The organism is Rhizobium sp. LEGMi-198b (genome assembly GCF_054114205.1).
The window spans coordinates 1-17847 of the sequence record NZ_JBSYVH010000011.1 but is presented as its reverse complement, the minus strand read 5'-3'; the positions used below and the strand labels follow the sequence as shown (position 1 = coordinate 17847).

32 protein-coding genes are annotated in these 17847 nt (G+C 58.6%); 2 read left to right on the top strand and 30 right to left on the bottom strand.

The features are described 5' to 3' along the window. Positions 1–39: 39 nt before the first annotated feature. Positions 40–666, bottom strand: a complete 627-nt coding sequence (locus tag ACXHXG_RS29695; RefSeq protein WP_457901601.1) for a TetR/AcrR family transcriptional regulator — start codon at positions 664–666, stop codon at positions 40–42. A 70-nt stretch (positions 667–736) separates the two neighbouring features. Between ACXHXG_RS29695 and ACXHXG_RS29690 the strand changes: the two genes are divergently transcribed. Next, the gene (locus tag ACXHXG_RS29690; RefSeq protein WP_457901600.1) at positions 737–1255 is read left to right on the top strand and encodes a DinB family protein; all 519 of its coding nucleotides are present in this window, start codon (positions 737–739) and stop codon (positions 1253–1255) included. 4 nt (positions 1256–1259) lie between these two features. On the opposite strand, the gene ACXHXG_RS29685 is transcribed toward ACXHXG_RS29690, so the two are convergent. After that, positions 1260–1580 carry a ribosomal maturation YjgA family protein gene (locus ACXHXG_RS29685; RefSeq protein WP_457901660.1) on the bottom strand — a complete coding sequence of 107 codons (321 nt, stop codon included), beginning with the start codon at positions 1578–1580 and terminating at the stop codon, positions 1260–1262. A 297-nt stretch (positions 1581–1877) separates the two neighbouring features. Here ACXHXG_RS29685 and ACXHXG_RS29680 point away from each other — a divergent pair, with 297 nt between their 5' ends. Next, complete coding sequence (locus ACXHXG_RS29680) at positions 1878–2747, top strand: DUF817 domain-containing protein (RefSeq protein ID WP_457901599.1); 870 nt, start codon at positions 1878–1880, stop codon at positions 2745–2747. A 94-nt stretch (positions 2748–2841) separates the two neighbouring features. On the opposite strand, the gene rplQ is transcribed toward ACXHXG_RS29680, so the two are convergent. The 28 genes from rplQ to ACXHXG_RS29540 form a co-directional block, all read right to left on the bottom strand. Further along, positions 2842–3264 carry a 50S ribosomal protein L17 gene (gene rplQ, locus ACXHXG_RS29675; protein WP_104822795.1) on the bottom strand — a complete coding sequence of 141 codons (423 nt, stop codon included), beginning with the start codon at positions 3262–3264 and terminating at the stop codon, positions 2842–2844. A 47-nt stretch (positions 3265–3311) separates the two neighbouring features. Continuing rightward, a complete protein-coding gene (locus ACXHXG_RS29670; protein ID WP_028753958.1) occupies positions 3312–4322 on the bottom strand; it encodes a DNA-directed RNA polymerase subunit alpha in 1011 nt (336 codons plus the stop codon). A 103-nt stretch (positions 4323–4425) separates the two neighbouring features. Next, positions 4426–4815, bottom strand: coding sequence for a 30S ribosomal protein S11 (gene rpsK / locus ACXHXG_RS29665; protein ID WP_004118426.1), 390 nt, complete (start codon positions 4813–4815; stop codon positions 4426–4428). Positions 4816–4948: 133 nt separating this feature from the next. Continuing rightward, entirely contained in the window at positions 4949–5317 is a 369-nt protein-coding gene (gene rpsM / locus ACXHXG_RS29660) for a 30S ribosomal protein S13 (RefSeq protein WP_004118424.1), read from the bottom strand. Positions 5318–5526: 209 nt separating this feature from the next. Further along, positions 5527–6186, bottom strand: coding sequence for an adenylate kinase (locus ACXHXG_RS29655; RefSeq protein WP_457901598.1), 660 nt, complete (start codon positions 6184–6186; stop codon positions 5527–5529). Further along, positions 6183–7523: a preprotein translocase subunit SecY gene (secY, locus tag ACXHXG_RS29650; RefSeq protein WP_104822793.1), complete on the bottom strand. Its 1341-nt coding sequence runs from the start codon at positions 7521–7523 to the stop codon at positions 6183–6185. The genes ACXHXG_RS29655 and secY overlap by 4 nt, the downstream gene beginning before the upstream one ends. 224 nt (positions 7524–7747) lie before the next feature. Further along, complete coding sequence (rplO, locus tag ACXHXG_RS29645) at positions 7748–8218, bottom strand: 50S ribosomal protein L15 (RefSeq protein WP_104822792.1); 471 nt, start codon at positions 8216–8218, stop codon at positions 7748–7750. A gap of 16 nt (positions 8219–8234) precedes the next feature. After that, positions 8235–8447: a 50S ribosomal protein L30 gene (gene rpmD / locus ACXHXG_RS29640; RefSeq protein WP_007690786.1), complete on the bottom strand. Its 213-nt coding sequence runs from the start codon at positions 8445–8447 to the stop codon at positions 8235–8237. Between the two features lie 13 nt (positions 8448–8460). After that, the gene (gene rpsE / locus ACXHXG_RS29635) at positions 8461–9030 is read right to left on the bottom strand and encodes a 30S ribosomal protein S5 (RefSeq protein WP_104822791.1); all 570 of its coding nucleotides are present in this window, start codon (positions 9028–9030) and stop codon (positions 8461–8463) included. A gap of 128 nt (positions 9031–9158) precedes the next feature. Beyond that, positions 9159–9521 carry a 50S ribosomal protein L18 gene (gene rplR, locus ACXHXG_RS29630; RefSeq protein ID WP_028753963.1) on the bottom strand — a complete coding sequence of 121 codons (363 nt, stop codon included), beginning with the start codon at positions 9519–9521 and terminating at the stop codon, positions 9159–9161. Between the two features lie 12 nt (positions 9522–9533). Further along, positions 9534–10067: a 50S ribosomal protein L6 gene (rplF, locus tag ACXHXG_RS29625; protein WP_104822789.1), complete on the bottom strand. Its 534-nt coding sequence runs from the start codon at positions 10065–10067 to the stop codon at positions 9534–9536. Positions 10068–10109: 42 nt separating this feature from the next. Continuing rightward, positions 10110–10508: a 30S ribosomal protein S8 gene (rpsH, locus tag ACXHXG_RS29620; protein ID WP_104822788.1), complete on the bottom strand. Its 399-nt coding sequence runs from the start codon at positions 10506–10508 to the stop codon at positions 10110–10112. Between the two features lie 12 nt (positions 10509–10520). Further along, on the bottom strand, positions 10521–10826 hold the full coding sequence (gene rpsN, locus ACXHXG_RS29615; protein ID WP_028753966.1) for a 30S ribosomal protein S14: 306 nt from the start codon (positions 10824–10826) through the stop codon (positions 10521–10523). 33 nt (positions 10827–10859) lie between these two features. Continuing rightward, the gene (gene rplE / locus ACXHXG_RS29610; RefSeq protein WP_004118404.1) at positions 10860–11417 is read right to left on the bottom strand and encodes a 50S ribosomal protein L5; all 558 of its coding nucleotides are present in this window, start codon (positions 11415–11417) and stop codon (positions 10860–10862) included. Further along, positions 11410–11718 carry a 50S ribosomal protein L24 gene (gene rplX / locus ACXHXG_RS29605; protein WP_104822787.1) on the bottom strand — a complete coding sequence of 103 codons (309 nt, stop codon included), beginning with the start codon at positions 11716–11718 and terminating at the stop codon, positions 11410–11412. The genes rplE and rplX overlap by 8 nt, the downstream gene beginning before the upstream one ends. Positions 11719–11729: 11 nt before the next feature. Then, positions 11730–12098, bottom strand: coding sequence for a 50S ribosomal protein L14 (gene rplN, locus ACXHXG_RS29600; RefSeq protein WP_003573790.1), 369 nt, complete (start codon positions 12096–12098; stop codon positions 11730–11732). A 225-nt stretch (positions 12099–12323) separates the two neighbouring features. Next, on the bottom strand, positions 12324–12563 hold the full coding sequence (gene rpsQ, locus ACXHXG_RS29595) for a 30S ribosomal protein S17 (protein ID WP_028753969.1): 240 nt from the start codon (positions 12561–12563) through the stop codon (positions 12324–12326). 12 nt (positions 12564–12575) lie between these two features. Continuing rightward, complete coding sequence (rpmC, locus tag ACXHXG_RS29590) at positions 12576–12776, bottom strand: 50S ribosomal protein L29 (protein WP_007690763.1); 201 nt, start codon at positions 12774–12776, stop codon at positions 12576–12578. Between the two features lie 11 nt (positions 12777–12787). Further along, positions 12788–13201, bottom strand: a complete 414-nt coding sequence (gene rplP, locus ACXHXG_RS29585; RefSeq protein ID WP_004118395.1) for a 50S ribosomal protein L16 — start codon at positions 13199–13201, stop codon at positions 12788–12790. A gap of 36 nt (positions 13202–13237) precedes the next feature. After that, positions 13238–13963, bottom strand: coding sequence for a 30S ribosomal protein S3 (gene rpsC, locus ACXHXG_RS29580; protein WP_104822786.1), 726 nt, complete (start codon positions 13961–13963; stop codon positions 13238–13240). Further along, entirely contained in the window at positions 13963–14352 is a 390-nt protein-coding gene (rplV, locus tag ACXHXG_RS29575; protein WP_004118391.1) for a 50S ribosomal protein L22, read from the bottom strand. The genes rpsC and rplV overlap by 1 nt, the downstream gene beginning before the upstream one ends. Before the next feature lie 2 nt (positions 14353–14354). Beyond that, complete coding sequence (gene rpsS, locus ACXHXG_RS29570) at positions 14355–14633, bottom strand: 30S ribosomal protein S19 (RefSeq protein ID WP_004118389.1); 279 nt, start codon at positions 14631–14633, stop codon at positions 14355–14357. A gap of 15 nt (positions 14634–14648) precedes the next feature. Beyond that, entirely contained in the window at positions 14649–15485 is an 837-nt protein-coding gene (rplB, locus tag ACXHXG_RS29565; protein ID WP_104822785.1) for a 50S ribosomal protein L2, read from the bottom strand. An 11-nt stretch (positions 15486–15496) separates the two neighbouring features. Further along, positions 15497–15790 (bottom strand): 50S ribosomal protein L23, encoded by a 294-nt coding sequence (locus tag ACXHXG_RS29560; protein ID WP_015339600.1) that lies wholly within the window; start codon positions 15788–15790, stop codon positions 15497–15499. Next, positions 15787–16407, bottom strand: a complete 621-nt coding sequence (rplD, locus tag ACXHXG_RS29555) for a 50S ribosomal protein L4 (RefSeq protein WP_104822784.1) — start codon at positions 16405–16407, stop codon at positions 15787–15789. Before rplD ends, ACXHXG_RS29560 begins: the two co-directional genes overlap by 4 nt. 13 nt (positions 16408–16420) lie before the next feature. Beyond that, positions 16421–17062 (bottom strand): 50S ribosomal protein L3, encoded by a 642-nt coding sequence (gene rplC, locus ACXHXG_RS29550; protein WP_028753974.1) that lies wholly within the window; start codon positions 17060–17062, stop codon positions 16421–16423. Positions 17063–17101: 39 nt separating this feature from the next. Beyond that, positions 17102–17410: a 30S ribosomal protein S10 gene (gene rpsJ / locus ACXHXG_RS29545; protein ID WP_003547547.1), complete on the bottom strand. Its 309-nt coding sequence runs from the start codon at positions 17408–17410 to the stop codon at positions 17102–17104. A gap of 311 nt (positions 17411–17721) precedes the next feature. Then, the coding region (locus ACXHXG_RS29540; RefSeq protein WP_456320594.1) for an EF-Tu C-terminal domain-related protein at positions 17722–17847 on the bottom strand (126 nt) is incomplete at its 5' end.

Here is a 17847-nt window from a genome sequence, read left to right as displayed (position 1 = left end):
CGCTAGGTAGCGGGGCCGCCTCGTCGCTCGAATCACTTCCTATCGATCGACGCCGCCAAGATAAGTGCAGATCATCTTGATTAGTTCCTGCTTCAACTCCGGCGAATCCAATGTGCCCTTTCTGGCTCCATTATGGATCACGCCTTCGACGACGCCGGATAGAAGCTGTGCAAGGACATCGTTGGAAGGCCCGGCATCGGCACTTCGATGTGCTGCAACAAAAGCCCTGTAATGATTTTGATAATCTGCCAGGAAGGCATCATGGGCCGACCTCGACCCCTCAAGCCCCGGCACCTCATCCAGCAACACCCTATGAAGGTCGGGATTGACGCTGTGCGCAGCGATCATCCCCTGGACAAGAGCTTCGACACTCTGCCGCAGCGGCAAATCGCTGGCGACCGCCTGGCGCAGGACGGCGAGGACCTCGTCGAAATGGCGGCGCCTTATGGCTTCGACCAAAGAGAGCTTGTCCGGAAAATACTGATAGAGCGAACCGATGCTGATGCCGGCGACGGCCGCGACGGTATTCGTCGTGAACCCGGCCCATCCGCGATCACCCAAAATGCGAGCACCTGACTCGATAATCGCATCGACCGTTGCCCGCGAACGCGCCTGGCTCGGCTCTTTGCGCATCGGCAAACCCGGCTTTGGAATGCGAGTAGACATGCGCTCCCCACTCCATAAAATGTGAACACTCTACTCGCATTTTTGCCGCCAACGAAAGGGCAACGTCATCATGAGCGAATCGCCATTACTGCAGACTCTTTTCCGCTATCAGGCTTGGGCGAATGAGGAACTGCTCGACAGCATCGGTCATCTCGATCCCGTAGAGCTTGGCAAGGAGCGCCATGTCTCCATACGCCTGATGAATCATTCGCTGGTCGTCGCGCGGATATTTGCGGCGCATCTCACCGGACAGGAGCATGGCTATGCGGACGACAATACGCCCGAGACACCTTCCCTTGCGGATCTTCACGCGGCGCTAACGGCCTCGGATCAATGGTACCTGAAATATCTCGAAACCATTAGCCCTGAGCTCCTGTCCGAAGCTTTGCCCTTTGTCTTCACCGACGGAGACCGAGGCTGCATGACGCGCCAGGAGATGCTGCTCCACGTCGCCACGCATGGAGGCTATCACAGGGGCGAGATTGGCCGCATTCTGGCGCAACTTTCCATCAGGCCGCCCTGGGATACGCTTGCGGTCCATCTTCACCGCAGCGAACCCTCGCGCCGGCTAGCCGCAGCCGCCGAATAAGACGCTAGGATTCAAACCGAAGCGGTGGCCTCGACAGCGCGCAATCAAGCACCAGTGCCGCCGCGATACCGGCGGCATAGGCCAGGATATTCCAGAGCGAAAAGACTCGTCCCAGCAACAGGGCTCCGGCGGTGGTCAGCCGAAACGCATCCAGCGCCGGCGTATGCCAAAGCCTGAAAAGCTCGACAAGGACAGCGACGATCAGCGCCGCCGCGGCGATCCTGAAACGCCCTGTCGCAACGAAGAGGGTAGCCAAAAGCCAGTAGACCATCGCTCCCCACAATAATGAGCCACCATATTTGACTGCGACGAAAGGCAGATGCATCGCATAGCCATAGCGCCGGAGCGCGAGGCCGCTGGCTATCGTCAGCAACAAGGCTGAGCACAGCAGGATCCTTTTCCCTCTATATGGTGTCAAAGCTTTCAATGCGGCTCCATCCCGCGAAAACGGATATGAGTTTCAGGGCACGTTTGCCGCGGCAGCCGGGAAAAGCAATGCCCTTCGCCGATTTTCAACGGAAGAGATAGATCGCACCAATACAAGGTTAAGCTGTAATTTTGCCATGCTCCTCGTGTCAGCAATCAGTCCGGCGATTCACCGGCGCCGCGGGGGGAGCATTTGATGTCCAAAGTCGTTTCATGGGAAAATCGCACGCCGGACGGCGATAGCTGCCTTGATCCAAATCCGCGCCCTTCCGACCTGACGGGCCTTCATCGCTTTGCAATCGAATTCCTTTTCTTCGGGCTGAAAGAGGCCCGCGCCTGTCTCTTCGCCGGATTGTTCTTTCTGGCGGTCTTTACCGTTCCACGCGCTGGGCTTCTTCATATCCCGCGCTACGATGTGTTGCTGATCATTGCGCTGGCCATCCAGATTTGGATGGTTTGGGCAAAGCTTGAAAGCTTTGACGAACTGAAAGCCGTTTGTCTCTTTCATGTCGTTGGCTTTGCACTCGAAGTCTTCAAAACCTCCGGCAACATACAATCCTGGGCCTATCCGGATCATGCCTACACGAAGCTGCTTGGTGTTCCGTTGTTCTCGGGCTTCATGTACGCCGCGGTTGGCAGCTACATCATTCAAGCTTGGCGGCTCTTCGATCTTCGCATCAAACATCACCCGCCCTATTGGATGGCCGGCGCGTCGGCCTTGGTGATCTACGCAAATTTCTTCACGCATCACTATATTGGTGACTATCGCTGGTATATTGCCGCTTGCCTCATGGGCCTTTACGCGCGGTCGACGGTGATATTCCGCCCTTATGATCGTGACCGGCGGATGCCGCTCTTACTGTCATTCGTCCTGATCGGCTTCTTCATCTGGCTGGCGGAAAATATCAGCACCTTTCTCGGCATATGGAAATATCCAAATCAGCTCGGTGCTTGGTCGATGGTACACATCGGCAAGTGGAGTTCATGGTGCCTTCTGGTCATCATGACCTTCACCATTGTCGCCAATCTGAAGCACATCAAACAGCACGTCCATATTCCGGAGTAAGGGCGCGCATCAAAGCTGGCATTTCAAAGTCGTAAACGACAAAAGGCCGGATGATCGCTCATCCGGCCTTTTAATCTTGTATGCGAAGCTGGCCTTAAGCGGCAGCGGCTTCTTCTTCAGCAGCAACGCGAGCCTTGTCGGCTGCGCCCTTGGCATTGATATCGCGATCGACGAACTCGACAACTGCGAGAGCGGCATTGTCGCCCTGGCGGAAGCCGGCCTTCATGATGCGCAGGTAGCCGCCGTTGCGGGTGGCGTAGCGCGTTGCAATCGCGTCGAAGAGCTTCGAGACGACAGCTGCGTCGCGGATCTGCGAGATGGCCTGACGACGAGCGTGCAGGTCGCCGCGCTTGCCGAGGGTAACCAGCTTCTCGACGATCGGACGAATTTCCTTCGCCTTCGGGAGCGTGGTGACGATCTGCTCATGGGTGATGAGCGAAGCCGCCATGTTGGCGAACATCGCCTTACGGTGGCTAGCGGTTCTATTCAGCTTGCGGCCGGCTTTACCGTGGCGCATGGCTATTCTCCTTCACTTGCAGGCATCGCTCGCCTGCAGTTTGTTGGTTAGTATTGGTCTTCGTAACGCTTGGCGAGATCTTCGATGTTCTCGGGCGGCCATGCCGGCACTTCCATGCCGAGGTGCAGGCCCATGGAAGCGAGAACTTCCTTGATTTCGTTCAGCGACTTGCGACCAAAATTCGGCGTGCGGAGCATTTCTGCTTCGGTCTTCTGAATGAGGTCGCCGATATAGACGATGTTGTCGTTCTTCAGGCAGTTTGCCGAGCGAACAGACAGTTCCAGTTCGTCCACCTTCTTGAGGAGCGCCGGGTTGAAAGCAAGTTCGGTGACTGCTTCTTCTTCGGCTTCCTTCTGCGGCTCGTCGAAGTTGACGAAGACGCCAAGCTGATCCTGGAGGATACGAGCCGCGAAAGCGACGGCATCTTCGCCGGTGATCGAGCCATCGGTTTCGATCGACATGCTCAGCTTGTCGTAGTCGAGAACCTGTCCTTCGCGGGTGTTTTCAACCTTGTAGGACACCTTCTTGACCGGCGAATAAAGGCTGTCGACCGGGATGAGGCCGATCGGAGCATCTTCCGCACGATTGCGCTCGGCCGGGACGTAGCCCTTGCCGTTGTTGACGGTGAATTCCATGCGGATTTCGGCGCCCTCGTCGAGCGTGCAGATGACATGCTCGGGATTGAGGATTTCGATGTCGCCGACCGTCTGGATGTCGCCAGCTGTTACTACGCCTGGGCCCTGCTTGCGGACGACCATGCGCTTGCTGTCATCGCCATCCATCTTGATGGCGATTTCCTTGATGTTCAGCACGATGTCCGTCACGTCTTCCCGAACACCCGGGATAGAGGAGAACTCATGCAGCACGCCGTCGATCTGCACGGCCGTCACAGCGGCGCCGCGCAGAGAGGACAGCAGAACGCGGCGCAGCGCGTTGCCGAGGGTGAGACCGAAGCCACGCTCCAGCGGTTCTGCCACGAGCGTAGCCTTGGTGCGGCCGCTCGAGGAAAACTCGACCTTGTTTGGCTTGATCAGTTCCTGCCAGTTTTTCTGAATCATGTTCTTGCCTTCCGTTCGTTGCCACCATCCAATCGTGACAACCGAGCTTGAGAAGCACCAAGCCGGACACATATGCGCCGGCCGGTGTCGTGAGTGGCGATGATCAGACGCGGCGCTTCTTGCGCGGGCGGCAACCATTGTGCGGGATCGGGGTCACGTCGCGGATGGACGTGATCATGAAACCGGCAGCCTGGAGCGCGCGCAGAGCGGATTCACGACCGGAGCCCGGGCCGCAAACTTCGACTTCCAGCGACTTCATGCCATGTTCCTGGGCCTTCTTGGCGCAGTCTTCAGCAGCGATCTGAGCAGCGAACGGGGTCGACTTGCGCGAACCCTTGAAGCCCTTGGCACCAGCGGACGACCAGGCAATCGCGTTGCCCTGTGCGTCGGTGATGGTGATCATCGTGTTGTTGAAGGTCGAATTGACGTGCGCAACGCCCGACGTGATATTCTTGCGCTCGCGACGGCGAACGCGGACGGCTTCCTTGGCCATGGTAGTCCTTTCTTGGATCTCTTCACCGCCGTAATGCCAGCGGCTACACCGGAACGGCACCTACATGGTCCCGCTCCAAACTCAAAAGAGGCCGGCGCAGACCGCCAGCCTCCCAAATCCGGTTTCCCGGAAATTACTTCTTCTTACCAGCAATAGCCTTTGCCGGACCCTTGCGGGTGCGGGCATTGGTATGGGTGCGCTGGCCGCGAACCGGCAGGCCGCGACGATGACGCAGGCCGCGGTAGCTGCCAAGGTCCATCAGACGCTTGATGTTCATCGCGGTTTCGCGACGAAGGTCGCCTTCGACCTGATAGTCGCGGTCGATGGTTTCGCGGATCTGCAGAACTTCAGCATCCGTCAACTGGTTGACGCGACGCTCGGCCGGGATACCGACCTTCTCGCAGATTTCCTGTGCAAACTTAGGTCCGATCCCGTGAATGTAGCGAAGCGCAATTACAACGCGCTTTGCAGTCGGGATGTTGACGCCAGCGATACGAGCCACGCCTGTTCTCCTTGCATTCCCTCTGCCTGAGCAAAAGGTTTTGTTATGCAGCCCTGGAGCTGCTTGTTCAAACTTGGGTCCGCAACACGTCAAAACGACCGTACCCGGACCTCCCTACGGAAATCCGCGCCGATCGCATGGCATGTCGCGAGTTGGCGCGGTGTTTAGCGGAATCAGCGCAAAAAAGCAACCGCCCCGGCAAGTTTATTTTAGGCCATCCAAAGCTTGGACAGGATGGCATCGATATCGGCGGTCACATGCTCGATATCGGCCATGCCGTCGACCGATTGAAGCTTGCCCTTGGCGTAGTAGTAACCGATGAGCGGCGAGGTTTCCTTGTAGTAGACCTGCAGGCGCTCGACCACCGTTTCCCTGTTGTCGTCGGCACGGCGCTTGAAGTGCGTGGAACCGCAACGGTCACACACGCCTTCCGCCTTCGGCTTCAGGTTTTCGTCGTGATAACCGGCGCCGCAGTTGGCGCAGGTATAACGGCCCGAAATGCGATCGGCGAGCACGGCGTCATCCACCTTGATCTCGATCACGACAGAAAGGTTGAGGCCTTTCGCCTTCAACATTTCCTCGGTCGCGTCAGCCTGGATGAGCGTGCGCGGATAACCGTCAAGAATGAAGCCCTTGGCGCAATCCGGTTGATCGATGCGCTCGGACACGATGGCATTGACAATTTCGTCTGAAACAAGCTTGCCGGCATCCATGACGGCCTTGGCGCGCTTGCCTACTTCAGTCCCAGCCGCCACCGCAGCCCTCAGCATATCGCCCGTGGAAAGCTGCGGAATGCCGTACTTTTCCACGATACGCTGGGCCTGGGTCCCCTTACCTGCGCCCGGCGGCCCCAAAAGTATTAATCTCATCGCCCCCTCTTTCCTCCACGCAGCTTCGATTTCTTGATCAGGCCTTCATATTGCTGTGCGATCAGGTGACCCTGAATCTGCGCCACCGTATCCAGCGTTACGCTAACCACGATCAGAAGCGAAGTGCCACCCAGAGACAGCGGAATACCGGTCTGGGACACGAGAATTTCGGGCAGAATGCAGACGAAGACAAGATAGATCGCGCCAATCACCGTGATTCGGGTCAGCACATAATCGATATATTCGGCGGTGCGCTCACCCGGACGGATGCCCGGAATGAAGCCGCCGTGCTTCTTCAGATTGTCGGCCGTATCCTTCGGATTGAAGACCAGCGCCGTGTAGAAGAAGGCGAAGAAGGCGATCAAGGCACCGTAGAGCACCATGTAGATCGGCTGACCATGACCAAGGGCCGCGACGATGGAGGTGACCCAGGTCGGCAGGGCCGTGTTGTTGCCGAGACCGGCGACGGTCGCAGGCAGCAGCAGCAGCGAAGATGCAAAGATCGCCGGAATAACGCCTGATGTGTTGAGCTTCAGCGGCAGATGCGAGGTATCGCCCTGGAACATGCGGGTGCCAACCTGGCGCTTCGGATACTGGATCAACAGGCGGCGCTGGGCGCGCTCAACGAACACGATAAGCCCGATGACCAGGACAGCGACGACAAGCACGGCCAGAATGAGGCCGGTCGACAGAGCGCCCGTGCGGCCGAGTTCCAGTGTACCGGCAAGCGCGGTCGGCAGACCGGCTGCGATGCCTGCGAAGATGATCAGCGAAATACCGTTGCCGATGCCGCGCGAGGTAACCTGTTCACCAAGCCACATCAGGAACATCGTGCCGCCGAGCAGCGTGACGACCGTCGAAAGGCGGAAAAACCAGCCTGGGTCGAGAACCACGCCATTACCGTGCTCAAGGCCGATCGCAATGCCATAGGCCTGCAAGGCGCCGAGCAACACCGTGCCGTAACGGGTGTACTGGTTGATGATCTTGCGGCCCTGCTCGCCTTCCTTCTTCAGGTTTTCGAGCGCCGGCACGACCGAGGTCATGAGCTGCACGATGATCGAAGCGGAAATATAGGGCATGATGCCGAGCGCGAAAATCGCCATGCGCTGCACGGCGCCGCCGGAAAACATATTGAAAAGGCCGAGGATGCCGCCGGACTGATTCTGAAAGGCCTGGGCATAGGCCGCCGGATTGAGGCCCGGAAGCGGGATGTGGGTACCCAGACGGTAGACGAGGAGAGCGCCGAGCGTGAACCACAGTCGCTTCTTGAGATCCTCGGCTTTGGCAAAGGTCGAAAAATTGAGATTGGATGCCAATTGTTCCGCTGCAGAAGCCATGCAAATCTCCGCATTACCAATTCCGGCATAATCGGCCGGGTCCGGAATCAGTCTTTAATTGTTTAAAAGCCGGGTTTTGGACGGATTGCACTGCAATCGGATGCCTCACCCTTGGTTCCCGTTATTCCCTGAAAAGACACTGCTGCATCGCTCAGGTTCGTGAGGCTCACATATGGGAGCAAAATCGCCCGGTGTGAAGCACCCCGGGCGATTTATTGATAAGATTATTCTGCGACAGAAGCGAGCAGCTTGATGGAACCGCCAGCCTTTTCGATCTTTTCGACCGCCGGCTTGGAGGCGCCTGCAACTTCCAGCGAAAGCTTCGCCTTCAGTTCGCCGTCCGAGAGAACGCGAACGCCGTCCTTGACGCGGCGAATCACGCCCGCAGCCTTTAGGGCTGCTGCGTCGACGGTTGCCTTGGCATCGAGCTTGCCGGCATCGACGGCAGCCTGGATGCGAGCCAGCGACACAACGACGTAGTCGGCAGCGAAGATATTGGTGAAGCCGCGCTTCGGCAGGCGACGGTAGATGGGCATCTGACCGCCTTCGAAGCCGTTGATGGCAACGCCCGAACGGGACTTCTGACCCTTCACACCACGGCCGCCGGTCTTGCCGGAGCCGGAGCCGATGCCGCGGCCGAGGCGCTTGCGGCTATGGGTCGAGCCTTCGTTATCCTTGATCTCATTCAGTTTCATAGCGAATACCTCCGGCTCACTTCTCGTCGACAACGCGAACGAGATGCTGGACAGCACGGATCATGCCACGAACAGCCGGAGTGTCTTCCAGCGTGCGGCGACGGTGCATCTTGTTCAGTCCGAGACCGATCAGCGTCTTCTGCTGAACATCCGGACGGCGGATCGGGCTGCCAATCTGCTCGACCGTAACGGTCGCCTTGGCTTCAGCCTTCTTGGTCGTCTTGGCCATAGGTCAAACTCCCTTATTCTTCGGAGGCGTTGCCCGAGGACGCGCGGCGAGCCTGCAGGGTGGCATACTTGATGCCGCGCTGAGCTGCGATGTCCTTCGGGTGAACCTGGTGCTTCAGGGCGTCGAACGTGGCGCGAACCATGTTGTACGGGTTCGACGAACCGGTCGACTTGGCAACGACGTCATGAACGCCGAGCGTTTCGAAAACGGCGCGCATCGGGCCACCTGCGATGATACCGGTACCGACCTTAGCCGAGCGCAGCAGAACCTTGCCAGCGCCATGGCGGCCATGAACGTCGTGATGCAGCGTACGGCCGTCACGCAGCGGTACGAAGATCATGTCGCGCTTGGCGCTTTCGGTTGCCTTGCGGATCGCTTCCGGCACTTCGCGTGCCTTGCCATGACCAAAGCCTACGCGGCCCTTCTGGTCACCGACGACGACGAGAGCGGCGAAACCGAAACGGCGGCCACCCTTTACAACCTTGGCGACGCGGTTGATCGCGACCAGCTTGTCGACGAATTCGCTATCGCGCTCTTCACGGCTCTGGCGGTCTTCCCGCGGAGCCCTCTTTTCCTGTGCCATTGTCCTCTTCCTTTTTCTTTTCCGGGTGCAATCGGCAAACAAAACGAAGACCGCATCGACCTCCCGAAGGAGATCAGCGGTCCGGTGATATCCGGCCGGCGCTCGAAAGCTGCCGGCCGGAAACTTGATCAGAAGGTCAGGCCGCCTTCGCGGGCTGCATCGGCCAGGGCCTTGATGCGGCCGTGGTAGATGAAGGCGCCGCGATCGAACACGACTTCCTTAACGCCGGCCTTGGAGGCACGCTCGGCGACGAGCTTACCTACAAGAGCAGCGGCTGCGGTGTCGGCACCGGTCTTCAGAGAACCGCGAAGATCCTTGTCGAGGGTGGAGGCAGACGCAAGCGTCTTGCCAGCCACATCATCGATGACCTGGGCGTAGATGTTCTTCGACGAGCGATGAACCGACAGGCGCGGACGGCCATTGGCCACCGACTTGAGTTGACGGCGCACGCGGTTGGCACGACGTGCAAGTGCTTCTTTCCTGCTAGCCATTTCGCGTGATCCTTACTTCTTCTTGCCTTCTTTGCGGACGATCCGCTCGTCGGCATACTTGACGCCCTTGCCCTTGTAGGGCTCAGGACCGCGATATTCGCGGATTTCAGCGGCAACCTGGCCGACCTGTTGCTTGTTGATGCCGGAGACGACGATTTCCGTCGGCTTCGGCACAGCAATCGTGATGCCGACCGGCGGCTCATAAACCACGTCGTGGCTGAAGCCGAGCGCGAGCTGCAGGTTCTTGCCCTGCATGGAGGCACGGTAGCCGACGCCGTTGATTTCGAGCTTGCGCTCGTAGCCGTCCTTAACACCCTTCAGGATGTTCTCGATCATCGTGCGGGACATGCCCCACTTTGCGCGAGCATCCTTGGAGTCGTTGAGCGGCGTCACGACAATTGCATTATCTTCCAGCTTGAGACCGATTTCGTCGTTAGCGACGAAAACCAGTTCGCCCTTGGGGCCCTTAGCAGTCACCTTCTGGCCATCAACCGAGGCCGTGATTCCTGCAGGCACCTGAACGGGCTTCTTACCGATACGAGACATTTTTTCAAACCTGTCTGTTTCGAGGGAGATCTCTGTTCGATCTTAGAAGACCGAGCAGAGAACCTCGCCACCAACATTCTGTTCGCGAGCCTGGTGATCGGCCATCACACCCTTCGGAGTCGAAAGGATGGTGATGCCGAGGCCGTTCGCGACCTGCGGAATGGACTTGACCGAGACATAAACTCGGCGGCCCGGCTTGGACACACGGCCGATCTCACGGATCACCGAAGAGCCTTCATAGTACTTGAGCTCGATGTTGAGCTCAGACTTGCCGTTGCCGAAATCGACGACGGAGTAGCCACGGATATAGCCTTCAGCCTGCAGAACATCGAGAACACGCGCACGAAGCTTGGACGCAGGCGTCGAAACCGACGACTTGCGGCGGGAAGCGCCGTTGCGGATGCGGGTGAGCATATCGCCCAAAGGATCAGTCATAGTCATCTAATCTGCTCCTTACCAGCTCGACTTGACAATACCCGGCACCTTGCCGAGATTGCCGAGTTCACGCAGCGCGATACGCGACATGCGCAGTTTGCGGTAATAGGCGCGCGGGCGACCAGATACTTCGCAACGGTTGCGAATGCGGGTCTTCGATCCATCGCGCGGGAGCGATGCCAGCTTCAGAGTGGCCTTGAACCGGTCTTCGATCGGAAGAGACTGGTTCATGATGATTGCCTTCAGGGCAGCCCGCTTCGCGGACTGGTTGGCAACCGTATTGCGGCGGCGCTTGTTCTTTTCGACTGCGCTTGTCTTCGCCATATCAGGGTTCCTTTTCTACGCTCGTCGTTACGGTTATTGACGGAACGGGAAGTTGAACTCTTTCAGAAGAGCCCGTGCTTCGTCGTCGGTCGTCGCCGTCGTGCAAACGATGATGTCCATGCCCCACATCTGATCAACCTTGTCGTAGTTGATCTCAGGGAACACAATGTGCTCCTTGATGCCCATGGCGAAGTTGCCACGACCGTCAAAGCTCTTCGGGTTCAGGCCGCGGAAGTCGCGAACGCGCGGGAGCGCGATGTTGACCAGACGATCCAGGAACTCATACATGCGGGCGCCGCGCAGCGTCACCTTGGCGCCGATCGGCATGTTTTCGCGGACCTTGAAGCCAGCGATGGAGTTGCGCGCGCGGGTGATAACCGGCTTCTGGCCGGCGATCGCTGCGAGGTCGGCAGCAGCAACGGTCGGCTTCTTCGAATCAGCCGTTGCTTCACCAACGCCCATGTTGATCACGATCTTGTCCAGCTTCGGGATCTGCATTTCGTTGGCGTAGGAGAACTTCTCCTGCATCGCTGCGCGAATGCGGGCGACATATTCCTTCTTGAGCCGCGGCTCGTACTTTGCCTCAGCCATCGATCACTTCTCCCGAGGTCTTGGCCACACGGACCTTCTTGCCATCTACAACCTTGAAACCGACGCGGGTCGGCTTGCCGTCCTTGTCGACGATCGCAATGTTGGACAGGTGAAGCGGGGCTTCCTTGCTGATGATGCCGGCTTCCTGGGTCTGCGTCTGGCGCTGGTGGCGCTTGATGACGTTGACGCCACGGACGACCGCGCGGTCTTCCTTCGGCAGCACTTGAATGACTTCGCCGGTACGGCCCTTGTCCTTGCCGGCCAATACGACAACCTTGTCGCCTTTACGGATCTTTTGCATCGCTCCGCTCCTTACAGTACTTCTGGAGCCAGCGAGATGATCTTCATGTGGTTCTTGGCGCGAAGTTCGCGCGGAACCGGTCCGAAGATACGGGTGCCGATCGGCTCTTTCTTGTTGTCGATGAGGACTGCTGCGTTGGTATCGAAGCGGATGACGCTGCCATCCGGACGACGGATGTCCTTGGCGGTGCGAACGACAACCGCCTTCATCACGTCACCCTTCTTCACGCGGCCGCGCGGAATGGCTTCCTTGATCGAAACGACGATGACGTCGCCGATCGAGGCATACTTGCGCTTCGAGCCGCCCAGCACCTTGATGCACATGACACGACGTGCGCCGGAATTATCCGCCACGTCGAGGTTTGTTTGCATCTGAATCATGTCAGGTCGCCTTCTTGTTGTTACCGGAATGGTTGGGCTAAACAGCCCCCTACCCCGGCTTATGGACTAGTGTCTTGTCTGATTTCTCCGACGGTAAGGACCACCTGGGTCACCTTCGCCGGCCATCAATAAAGCAAAAGAACGCCCGTTCTCGAGCGTCCTGCTTCCAAGCTCGTGCTTCATACAGATATTTCGCCCAAGCGCAAGGGCCTGAGCGAAATTCTGTTACTTGGCCTGGGCGGAAACGACCGTCCAGGTCTTGTCCTTGGAAATCGGCGCGCATTCCTCGATGGAAACGACGTCGCCGACCTTGTACTGATTGTTTTCGTCGTGAGCCTTGTACTTCTTGGAACGACGAACGGTCTTCTGAAGCAGCGGGTGAGCGAAACGACGCTCCACGCGGACAACTACCGTCTTCTCGTTCTTGTCGCTGACCACGACGCCCTGCAGAATGCGCTTCGGCATGTTATTCTTCCTTTAGGCCTTTGCTTCTGCCGCCTTCTGGCGGGCAATGGTTTTCACGCGGGCGATGTCCTTGCGGACTTCATTGATGCGCGAGGACTTCTCAAGCTGGCCGGTCGCCTTCTGAAAGCGCAGGTTGAACTGCTCCTTCTTCAGCTTGGCAAGCTCGTCCTTGAGTTGGTCGGCGCTCAGGGCGCGAACATCTGCGGCTTTCATGAGCTTCTTCCTTACTCTGCAATGCGCTGCACGAAGCGCGTCTTGACCGAGAGCTTGGCGGCGCCGAGGCGCAGAGCCTCACGAGCGATTTCCTCGCTCACACCATCGATCTCGAACATCATACGGCCGGGCTTGACCTTGCATGCCCAGTATTCGACAGAGCCTTTACCTTTACCCATGCGGACTTCGGTCGGCTTTGCGGTTACCGGAACATCCGGGAACACGCGGATCCATACACGGCCGGCACGCTTCATATAGCGCGTGATCGCGCGGCGAGCCGCTTCGATCTCACGAGCGTTGACGCGGTTGGGCTCCTGCGACTTCAGACCGAATTCGCCGAATGCGAGGTCAGAACCACCCTTGGCAACGCCCTTGATGCGGCCCTTAAATTGCTTGCGGTACTTCGTACGCTTTGGCTGCAACATTTTCTTATTCTCCGAACTTATCTGCCACGAACGCTATCAAGCGTTTTCGCGGCGGCGGTCTCTATCGCGATCGCGGCTAGCCGGACCCTGGGCGTCGCCTTCGAGCGCGCGGCGTTCGGAGGCCATCGGATCGTGCTCAAGGATTTCGCCCTTGAAGATCCAGACCTTGATGCCGCAGATACCGAAAGCGGTTTCTGCTTCAGCCGTACCGTAGTCGATGTCGGCGCGCAGCGTATGCAGCGGCACACGACCTTCACGGTACCATTCCGTACGAGCGATTTCCGCACCACCGAGACGGCCGGCGCAGGTGATCTTGATGCCTTCGGCGCCAAGACGCATCGCGGACTGAACGGCGCGCTTCATGGCGCGACGGAAAGCTACACGGCGCTCGAGCTGCTGAGCGATCGACTGGGCAACCAGCGTCGCGTCGATTTCCGGCTTGCGAACTTCAACAATGTTGAGGTGCGTTTCGGAATTCGTCATATCCGACAGCTTCTTGCGAAGCTTGTCGATATCAGCGCCCTTCTTGCCGATGATCAGGCCCGGACGAGCCGAGTGGATCGTGACGCGGCACTTCTTGTGCGGGCGCTCGATGACCACCTTGGAGATACCGGCTTGCTTCAGTTCGTTCATGACGAACTTGCGCATCTTCAGGTCTTCGTGGAGGAGCTGGCCATACTCGGCATTGTCCGCAAACCAGCGGCTATCCCAAGTACGGTTGATGCCAAGACGAAAACCGATTGGATTGATTTTCTGACCCATTATGCGGCCTCCCCTTGAGCTTCCACTTCACGAACGACGATCGTCAGGTGCGCAAACGGGCGCTCGATACGAGACGCGCGGCCACGGCCACGAGCGTGGAAACGCTTCATGACGATCGACTTGCCGACGTAGGCTTCCGCCACAACCAGCGAGTCAACGTCGAGATCATGGTTGTTCTCAGCGTTGGCGATCGCAGATTCGAGCGTCTTCTTCACGGCGCCAGCAATACGCTTGCGCGAGAATTCCAGCTCTGCGAGCGCGCGGTCAACCTTCTTGCCGCGGATCGAAGCCGCGACTAGGTTGAGCTTCTGCGGGCTGACACGGAGCGTGCGCGCAACTGCCTGCGCCTCATTGTCCTTCAGCCGGCGTTCGGTTTTTGCCTTGCCCATTGTTACTTCCTCTTCGCCTTCTTGTCCGCACCGTGACCATAATAGGTACGGGTCGGGGCGAACTCGCCGAACTTGTGACCGACCATGTCTTCGTTGACGCTGACCGGAATGTGCTTGCTGCCGTTGTAGACGCCGAAGGTGAGACCAACGAACTGCGGCATGATCGTGGAGCGACGGCTCCACATCTTGATTACTTCGCTACGTCCGCCTTCGCGCACCTTCTCAGCCTTCTTGAGAAGATAGCCGTCAACAAACGGACCTTTCCATACTGAACGAGCCACTTGAGACTTCCTCTCTTACTTCTTGCGCTGATGGCGCGAGCGCATGATCATCTTGTCGGTCGACTTGTTCGACCGCGTACGCTTGCCCTTGGTCGGCTTGCCCCATGGGGTCACCGGATGACGACCACCGGAGGTGCGGCCTTCACCACCGCCGTGCGGATGGTCGACCGGGTTCATGACAACGCCGCGGTTATGCGGCTTCTTGCCACGCCAACGCGAACGACCGGCCTTACCGTCGTTGATGTTGGCATGATCCGGGTTCGAAACCGCACCGATCGTTGCAAGGCAATTGCCATGTACGAGGCGCTGTTCGCCCGAATTCAGGCGAAGGATCGCCATGCCCTGGTCACGACCGACGAGCTGAGCGTAGGAGCCAGCCGAACGAGCGATCTGACCGCCCTTGCCCGGCTTCATTTCCACGTTATGGATGATGGAGCCGACCGGGATGAACTGAAGCGGCATGGTGTTGCCCGGCTTCACGTCCACTGCCTTTTCCGAAGCGACGACCTTGTCGCCAGCAGCGAGGCGCTGCGGAGCGAGGATGTAGGCCAGTTCGCCGTCCGTGTACTTCACCAGAGCGATGTAAGCGGTACGGTTCGGGTCGTATTCGATGCGCTCGACCGATGCTTCAACGTCGAACTTGCGACGCTTGAAGTCGACCAGACGATAGCTGCGCTTGTGACCGCCACCCTGGAAACGCACGGTGATGCGGCCGGTGTTGTTGCGGCCACCCTTGGAGGTCAGGCCTTCCGTCAGCGTCTTGACCGGCTTGCCCTTGTAGAGCGAGGAGCGATCGACGATGACCAGCTGACGCTGGCTCGGGGTCGTCGGATTGAATGTTTTCAATGCCATTTTCTTATTCCTCAGAGACCGGTGGAGACGTCGATCGACTGGCCTTCGGCGAGCGTCACAACAGCCTTCTTCACGTCCTTCTGCTTGCCGACGAGACCCTTGAACCGCTTGGTCTTGCCGAGGCGCAGCAGAGTGTTAACGGCCGTCACCTTGACGCCGAAGAGCGCTTCGACGGCAGCCTTGATTTCAGGCTTCGTCGCGGTCTTGGCAACGTTGAAAACAACCTGGTTATTGTCCGAAAGCAGCGTGGACTTTTCGGTGATCGCAGGAGACACGATCACATCATAATGGCGAAGATCCGTCACTTGAATCGCTCCTCTAGAGCTTCAACTGCAGCCTTGGACAGCACGAGCTTGCCGCGGCGCAGGATGTCGTAAACGTTGATGCCCTGGATCGGCAGAACATCGATGTTCGGGATGTTCTGAGCCGCGAGCTTGAAGTTGCTGTCGAGCTCAGCGCCACCGATGAAGAGTGCATTGGTCAGGCCGAGCGTCTCGAAAGTGCTGGCCAGAGCCTTGGTCTTTGCATCGGCTGCAACCAGGCTGTCGATGACGATGACGTCTTCGGACTTGAGCTTGGCGGACAGAGCATGACGCAGGCCGAGGGCGCGAACCTTCTTCGGCAGATCGTGCTCATGGCTGCGAGCGACCGGGCCGTGAGCCTTACCACCGCCGCGGAACTGCGGAGCGCGAGCCGAATGGTGACGAGCGCGGCCCGTACCCTTCTGCTTGTACATCTTGGCACCGGTGCGCGCTACGTCTGCGCGGCCCTTTGCCTGATGCGTGCCCTGCTGCTTCTTGGCGAGCTGCCAGCGAATGACGCGTGCGAGGATGTCCTCACGCGGCTCGAGGCCGAAAATCGCATCAGAAAGGGAAACCTTCCCAGCGTCTTTTCCCTCGAGGGTCTTGACGTTCAATTCCATTGGTTTGGCTCCCTTACTTCGCAGCCGACTTGACGGCATCGCGCACGATGATCCAGGCACCCTTGGAGCCGGGAACTGCACCCTTGACGAGGATCAGACCGCGATCTTCATCGGTCGATACCACTTCGAGGTTCTGCGTCGTGACGCGGGTCTGGCCCATGTGACCAGCCATCTTCTTGTTCTTGAACACCTTGCCCGGATCCTGGCGCGAGCCGGTCGAACCGTGCGAGCGGTGCGAAACCGACACACCATGCGTGGCGCGCAGACCGCCGAAGCCGTGGCGCTTGATGGCGCCGGCAAAGCCCTTACCGATCGTCGTGCCGGTCACGTCGACGAGCTGGCCCGCCGTGAAGTGAGCGGCCTTGAGCTCGGTACCAACTTCGAGCAGGTTGTCGTCCGTAACACGGAATTCAACGAGCTTGGCCTTCGGCTCAACGCTGGCAACGGCGAAATGACCGCGCAGGGCCTTCGTCGTGTTCTTAACTTTCGCCTGGCCAGCACCGAGCTGAACTGCGGTGTAGCCATTCTTTTCTACTGTGCGCTGGGCCACGACCTGGCAGCCATCCAAACGCAATACGGTTACCGGGACGTGCTCGCCGGCGTCGTTATAGACGCGGGTCATTCCCACCTTCTGTGCAATCACACCTGAACGCATCGGTTCAATCCTTCTCACTCAGCTCGAGGACCAGAGGTCTCAGAGCTTGATCTCAACATCGACACCGGCGGCGAGATCGAGCTTCATCAGCGCGTCTACCGTCTGCGGGGTCGGGTCAACGATGTCGAGAAGGCGCTTATGCGTGCGCATCTCGAACTGCTCGCGGCTCTTCTTGTCGATGTGCGGGGACCGGTTTACCGTGAACTTCTCGATACGAGTCGGAAGCGGAACGGGGCCCCGGACGCTAGCACCGGTGCGCTTCGCCGTCGACACGATCTCGCGCGTGGAAGCATCGAGAATCCGGTGATCGAACGCCTTCAGGCGAATGCGGATATTTTGGCCGTTCATTCGACGTTATCCTTGTGTTTTGTTATCTCGCGTGCCGCTCAAAAAGGGCACGGATTTTTCTTTTTCCTAAGGCGGACCACCGGTTTCAAAGATCGAGAGGGACGCCGGCGACGGCATCCCCATCCACTTTTTTAGACCTTTCGGCCCACCTTATCGTTAATCTCATTGGCCGCTTCGTTATCCGAAGCAGGGCGCAAATCGCGCTCGCGCGCCATTTGCAACATTTCCATGTCATAAGCAAGCGGCTACTGCCGCTTGCATCATATTATTGTCATCGAATCGGCCACTCGGATGGAGTGGCCGACCTCGAATTACTCGACGATGGAGGCGACGATGCCGGCGCCGACGGTGCGGCCGCCTTCGCGGATAGCGAAGCGCAGCTTTTCTTCCATCGCGATCGGAACGATCAGCTCAACGGCAACCGTGACGTTGTCGCC

Excerpts from the sequence above, each read along its gene's own strand:
- ACXHXG_RS29695 (WP_457901601.1), bottom strand. The coding sequence starts at position 666 with ATGTCTACTCGCATTCCAAAGCCGGGTTTGCCGATGCGCAAAGAGCCG.
- ACXHXG_RS29690 (WP_457901600.1), top strand. The coding sequence starts at position 737 with ATGAGCGAATCGCCATTACTGCAGACTCTTTTCCGCTATCAGGCTTGG.
- ACXHXG_RS29685 (WP_457901660.1), bottom strand. The coding sequence starts at position 1,580 with ATGCATCTGCCTTTCGTCGCAGTCAAATATGGTGGCTCATTATTGTGG.
- ACXHXG_RS29680 (WP_457901599.1), top strand. The coding sequence starts at position 1,878 with ATGTCCAAAGTCGTTTCATGGGAAAATCGCACGCCGGACGGCGATAGC.
- rplQ (WP_104822795.1), bottom strand. The coding sequence starts at position 3,264 with ATGCGCCACGGTAAAGCCGGCCGCAAGCTGAATAGAACCGCTAGCCAC.
- ACXHXG_RS29670 (WP_028753958.1), bottom strand. The coding sequence starts at position 4,322 with ATGATTCAGAAAAACTGGCAGGAACTGATCAAGCCAAACAAGGTCGAG.
- rpsK (WP_004118426.1), bottom strand. The coding sequence starts at position 4,815 with ATGGCCAAGGAAGCCGTCCGCGTTCGCCGTCGCGAGCGCAAGAATATC.
- ACXHXG_RS29655 (WP_457901598.1), bottom strand. The coding sequence starts at position 6,186 with ATGAGATTAATACTTTTGGGGCCGCCGGGCGCAGGTAAGGGGACCCAG.
- secY (WP_104822793.1), bottom strand. The coding sequence starts at position 7,523 with ATGGCTTCTGCAGCGGAACAATTGGCATCCAATCTCAATTTTTCGACC.
- rplO (WP_104822792.1), bottom strand. The coding sequence starts at position 8,218 with ATGAAACTGAATGAGATCAAGGATAACGAAGGCTCGACCCATAGCCGC.
- rpmD (WP_007690786.1), bottom strand. The coding sequence starts at position 8,447 with ATGGCCAAGACGACCAAGAAGGCTGAAGCCAAGGCGACCGTTACGGTC.
- rpsE (WP_104822791.1), bottom strand. The coding sequence starts at position 9,030 with ATGGCACAGGAAAAGAGGGCTCCGCGGGAAGACCGCCAGAGCCGTGAA.
- rplR (WP_028753963.1), bottom strand. The coding sequence starts at position 9,521 with ATGGCTAGCAGGAAAGAAGCACTTGCACGTCGTGCCAACCGCGTGCGC.
- rplF (WP_104822789.1), bottom strand. The coding sequence starts at position 10,067 with ATGTCTCGTATCGGTAAGAAGCCCGTTCAGGTGCCTGCAGGAATCACG.
- rpsH (WP_104822788.1), bottom strand. The coding sequence starts at position 10,508 with ATGACTATGACTGATCCTTTGGGCGATATGCTCACCCGCATCCGCAAC.
- rpsN (WP_028753966.1), bottom strand. The coding sequence starts at position 10,826 with ATGGCGAAGACAAGCGCAGTCGAAAAGAACAAGCGCCGCCGCAATACG.
- rplE (WP_004118404.1), bottom strand. The coding sequence starts at position 11,417 with ATGGCTGAGGCAAAGTACGAGCCGCGGCTCAAGAAGGAATATGTCGCC.
- rplX (WP_104822787.1), bottom strand. The coding sequence starts at position 11,718 with ATGCAAAAGATCCGTAAAGGCGACAAGGTTGTCGTATTGGCCGGCAAG.
- rplN (WP_003573790.1), bottom strand. The coding sequence starts at position 12,098 with ATGATTCAGATGCAAACAAACCTCGACGTGGCGGATAATTCCGGCGCA.
- rpsQ (WP_028753969.1), bottom strand. The coding sequence starts at position 12,563 with ATGCCGAAGCGCATTCTGCAGGGCGTCGTGGTCAGCGACAAGAACGAG.
- rpmC (WP_007690763.1), bottom strand. The coding sequence starts at position 12,776 with ATGAAAGCCGCAGATGTTCGCGCCCTGAGCGCCGACCAACTCAAGGAC.
- rplP (WP_004118395.1), bottom strand. The coding sequence starts at position 13,201 with ATGTTGCAGCCAAAGCGTACGAAGTACCGCAAGCAATTTAAGGGCCGC.
- rpsC (WP_104822786.1), bottom strand. The coding sequence starts at position 13,963 with ATGGGTCAGAAAATCAATCCAATCGGTTTTCGTCTTGGCATCAACCGT.
- rplV (WP_004118391.1), bottom strand. The coding sequence starts at position 14,352 with ATGGGCAAGGCAAAAACCGAACGCCGGCTGAAGGACAATGAGGCGCAG.
- rplB (WP_104822785.1), bottom strand. The coding sequence starts at position 15,485 with ATGGCATTGAAAACATTCAATCCGACGACCCCGAGCCAGCGTCAGCTG.
- rplD (WP_104822784.1), bottom strand. The coding sequence starts at position 16,407 with ATGGAATTGAACGTCAAGACCCTCGAGGGAAAAGACGCTGGGAAGGTT.
- rplC (WP_028753974.1), bottom strand. The coding sequence starts at position 17,062 with ATGCGTTCAGGTGTGATTGCACAGAAGGTGGGAATGACCCGCGTCTAT.
- rpsJ (WP_003547547.1), bottom strand. The coding sequence starts at position 17,410 with ATGAACGGCCAAAATATCCGCATTCGCCTGAAGGCGTTCGATCACCGG.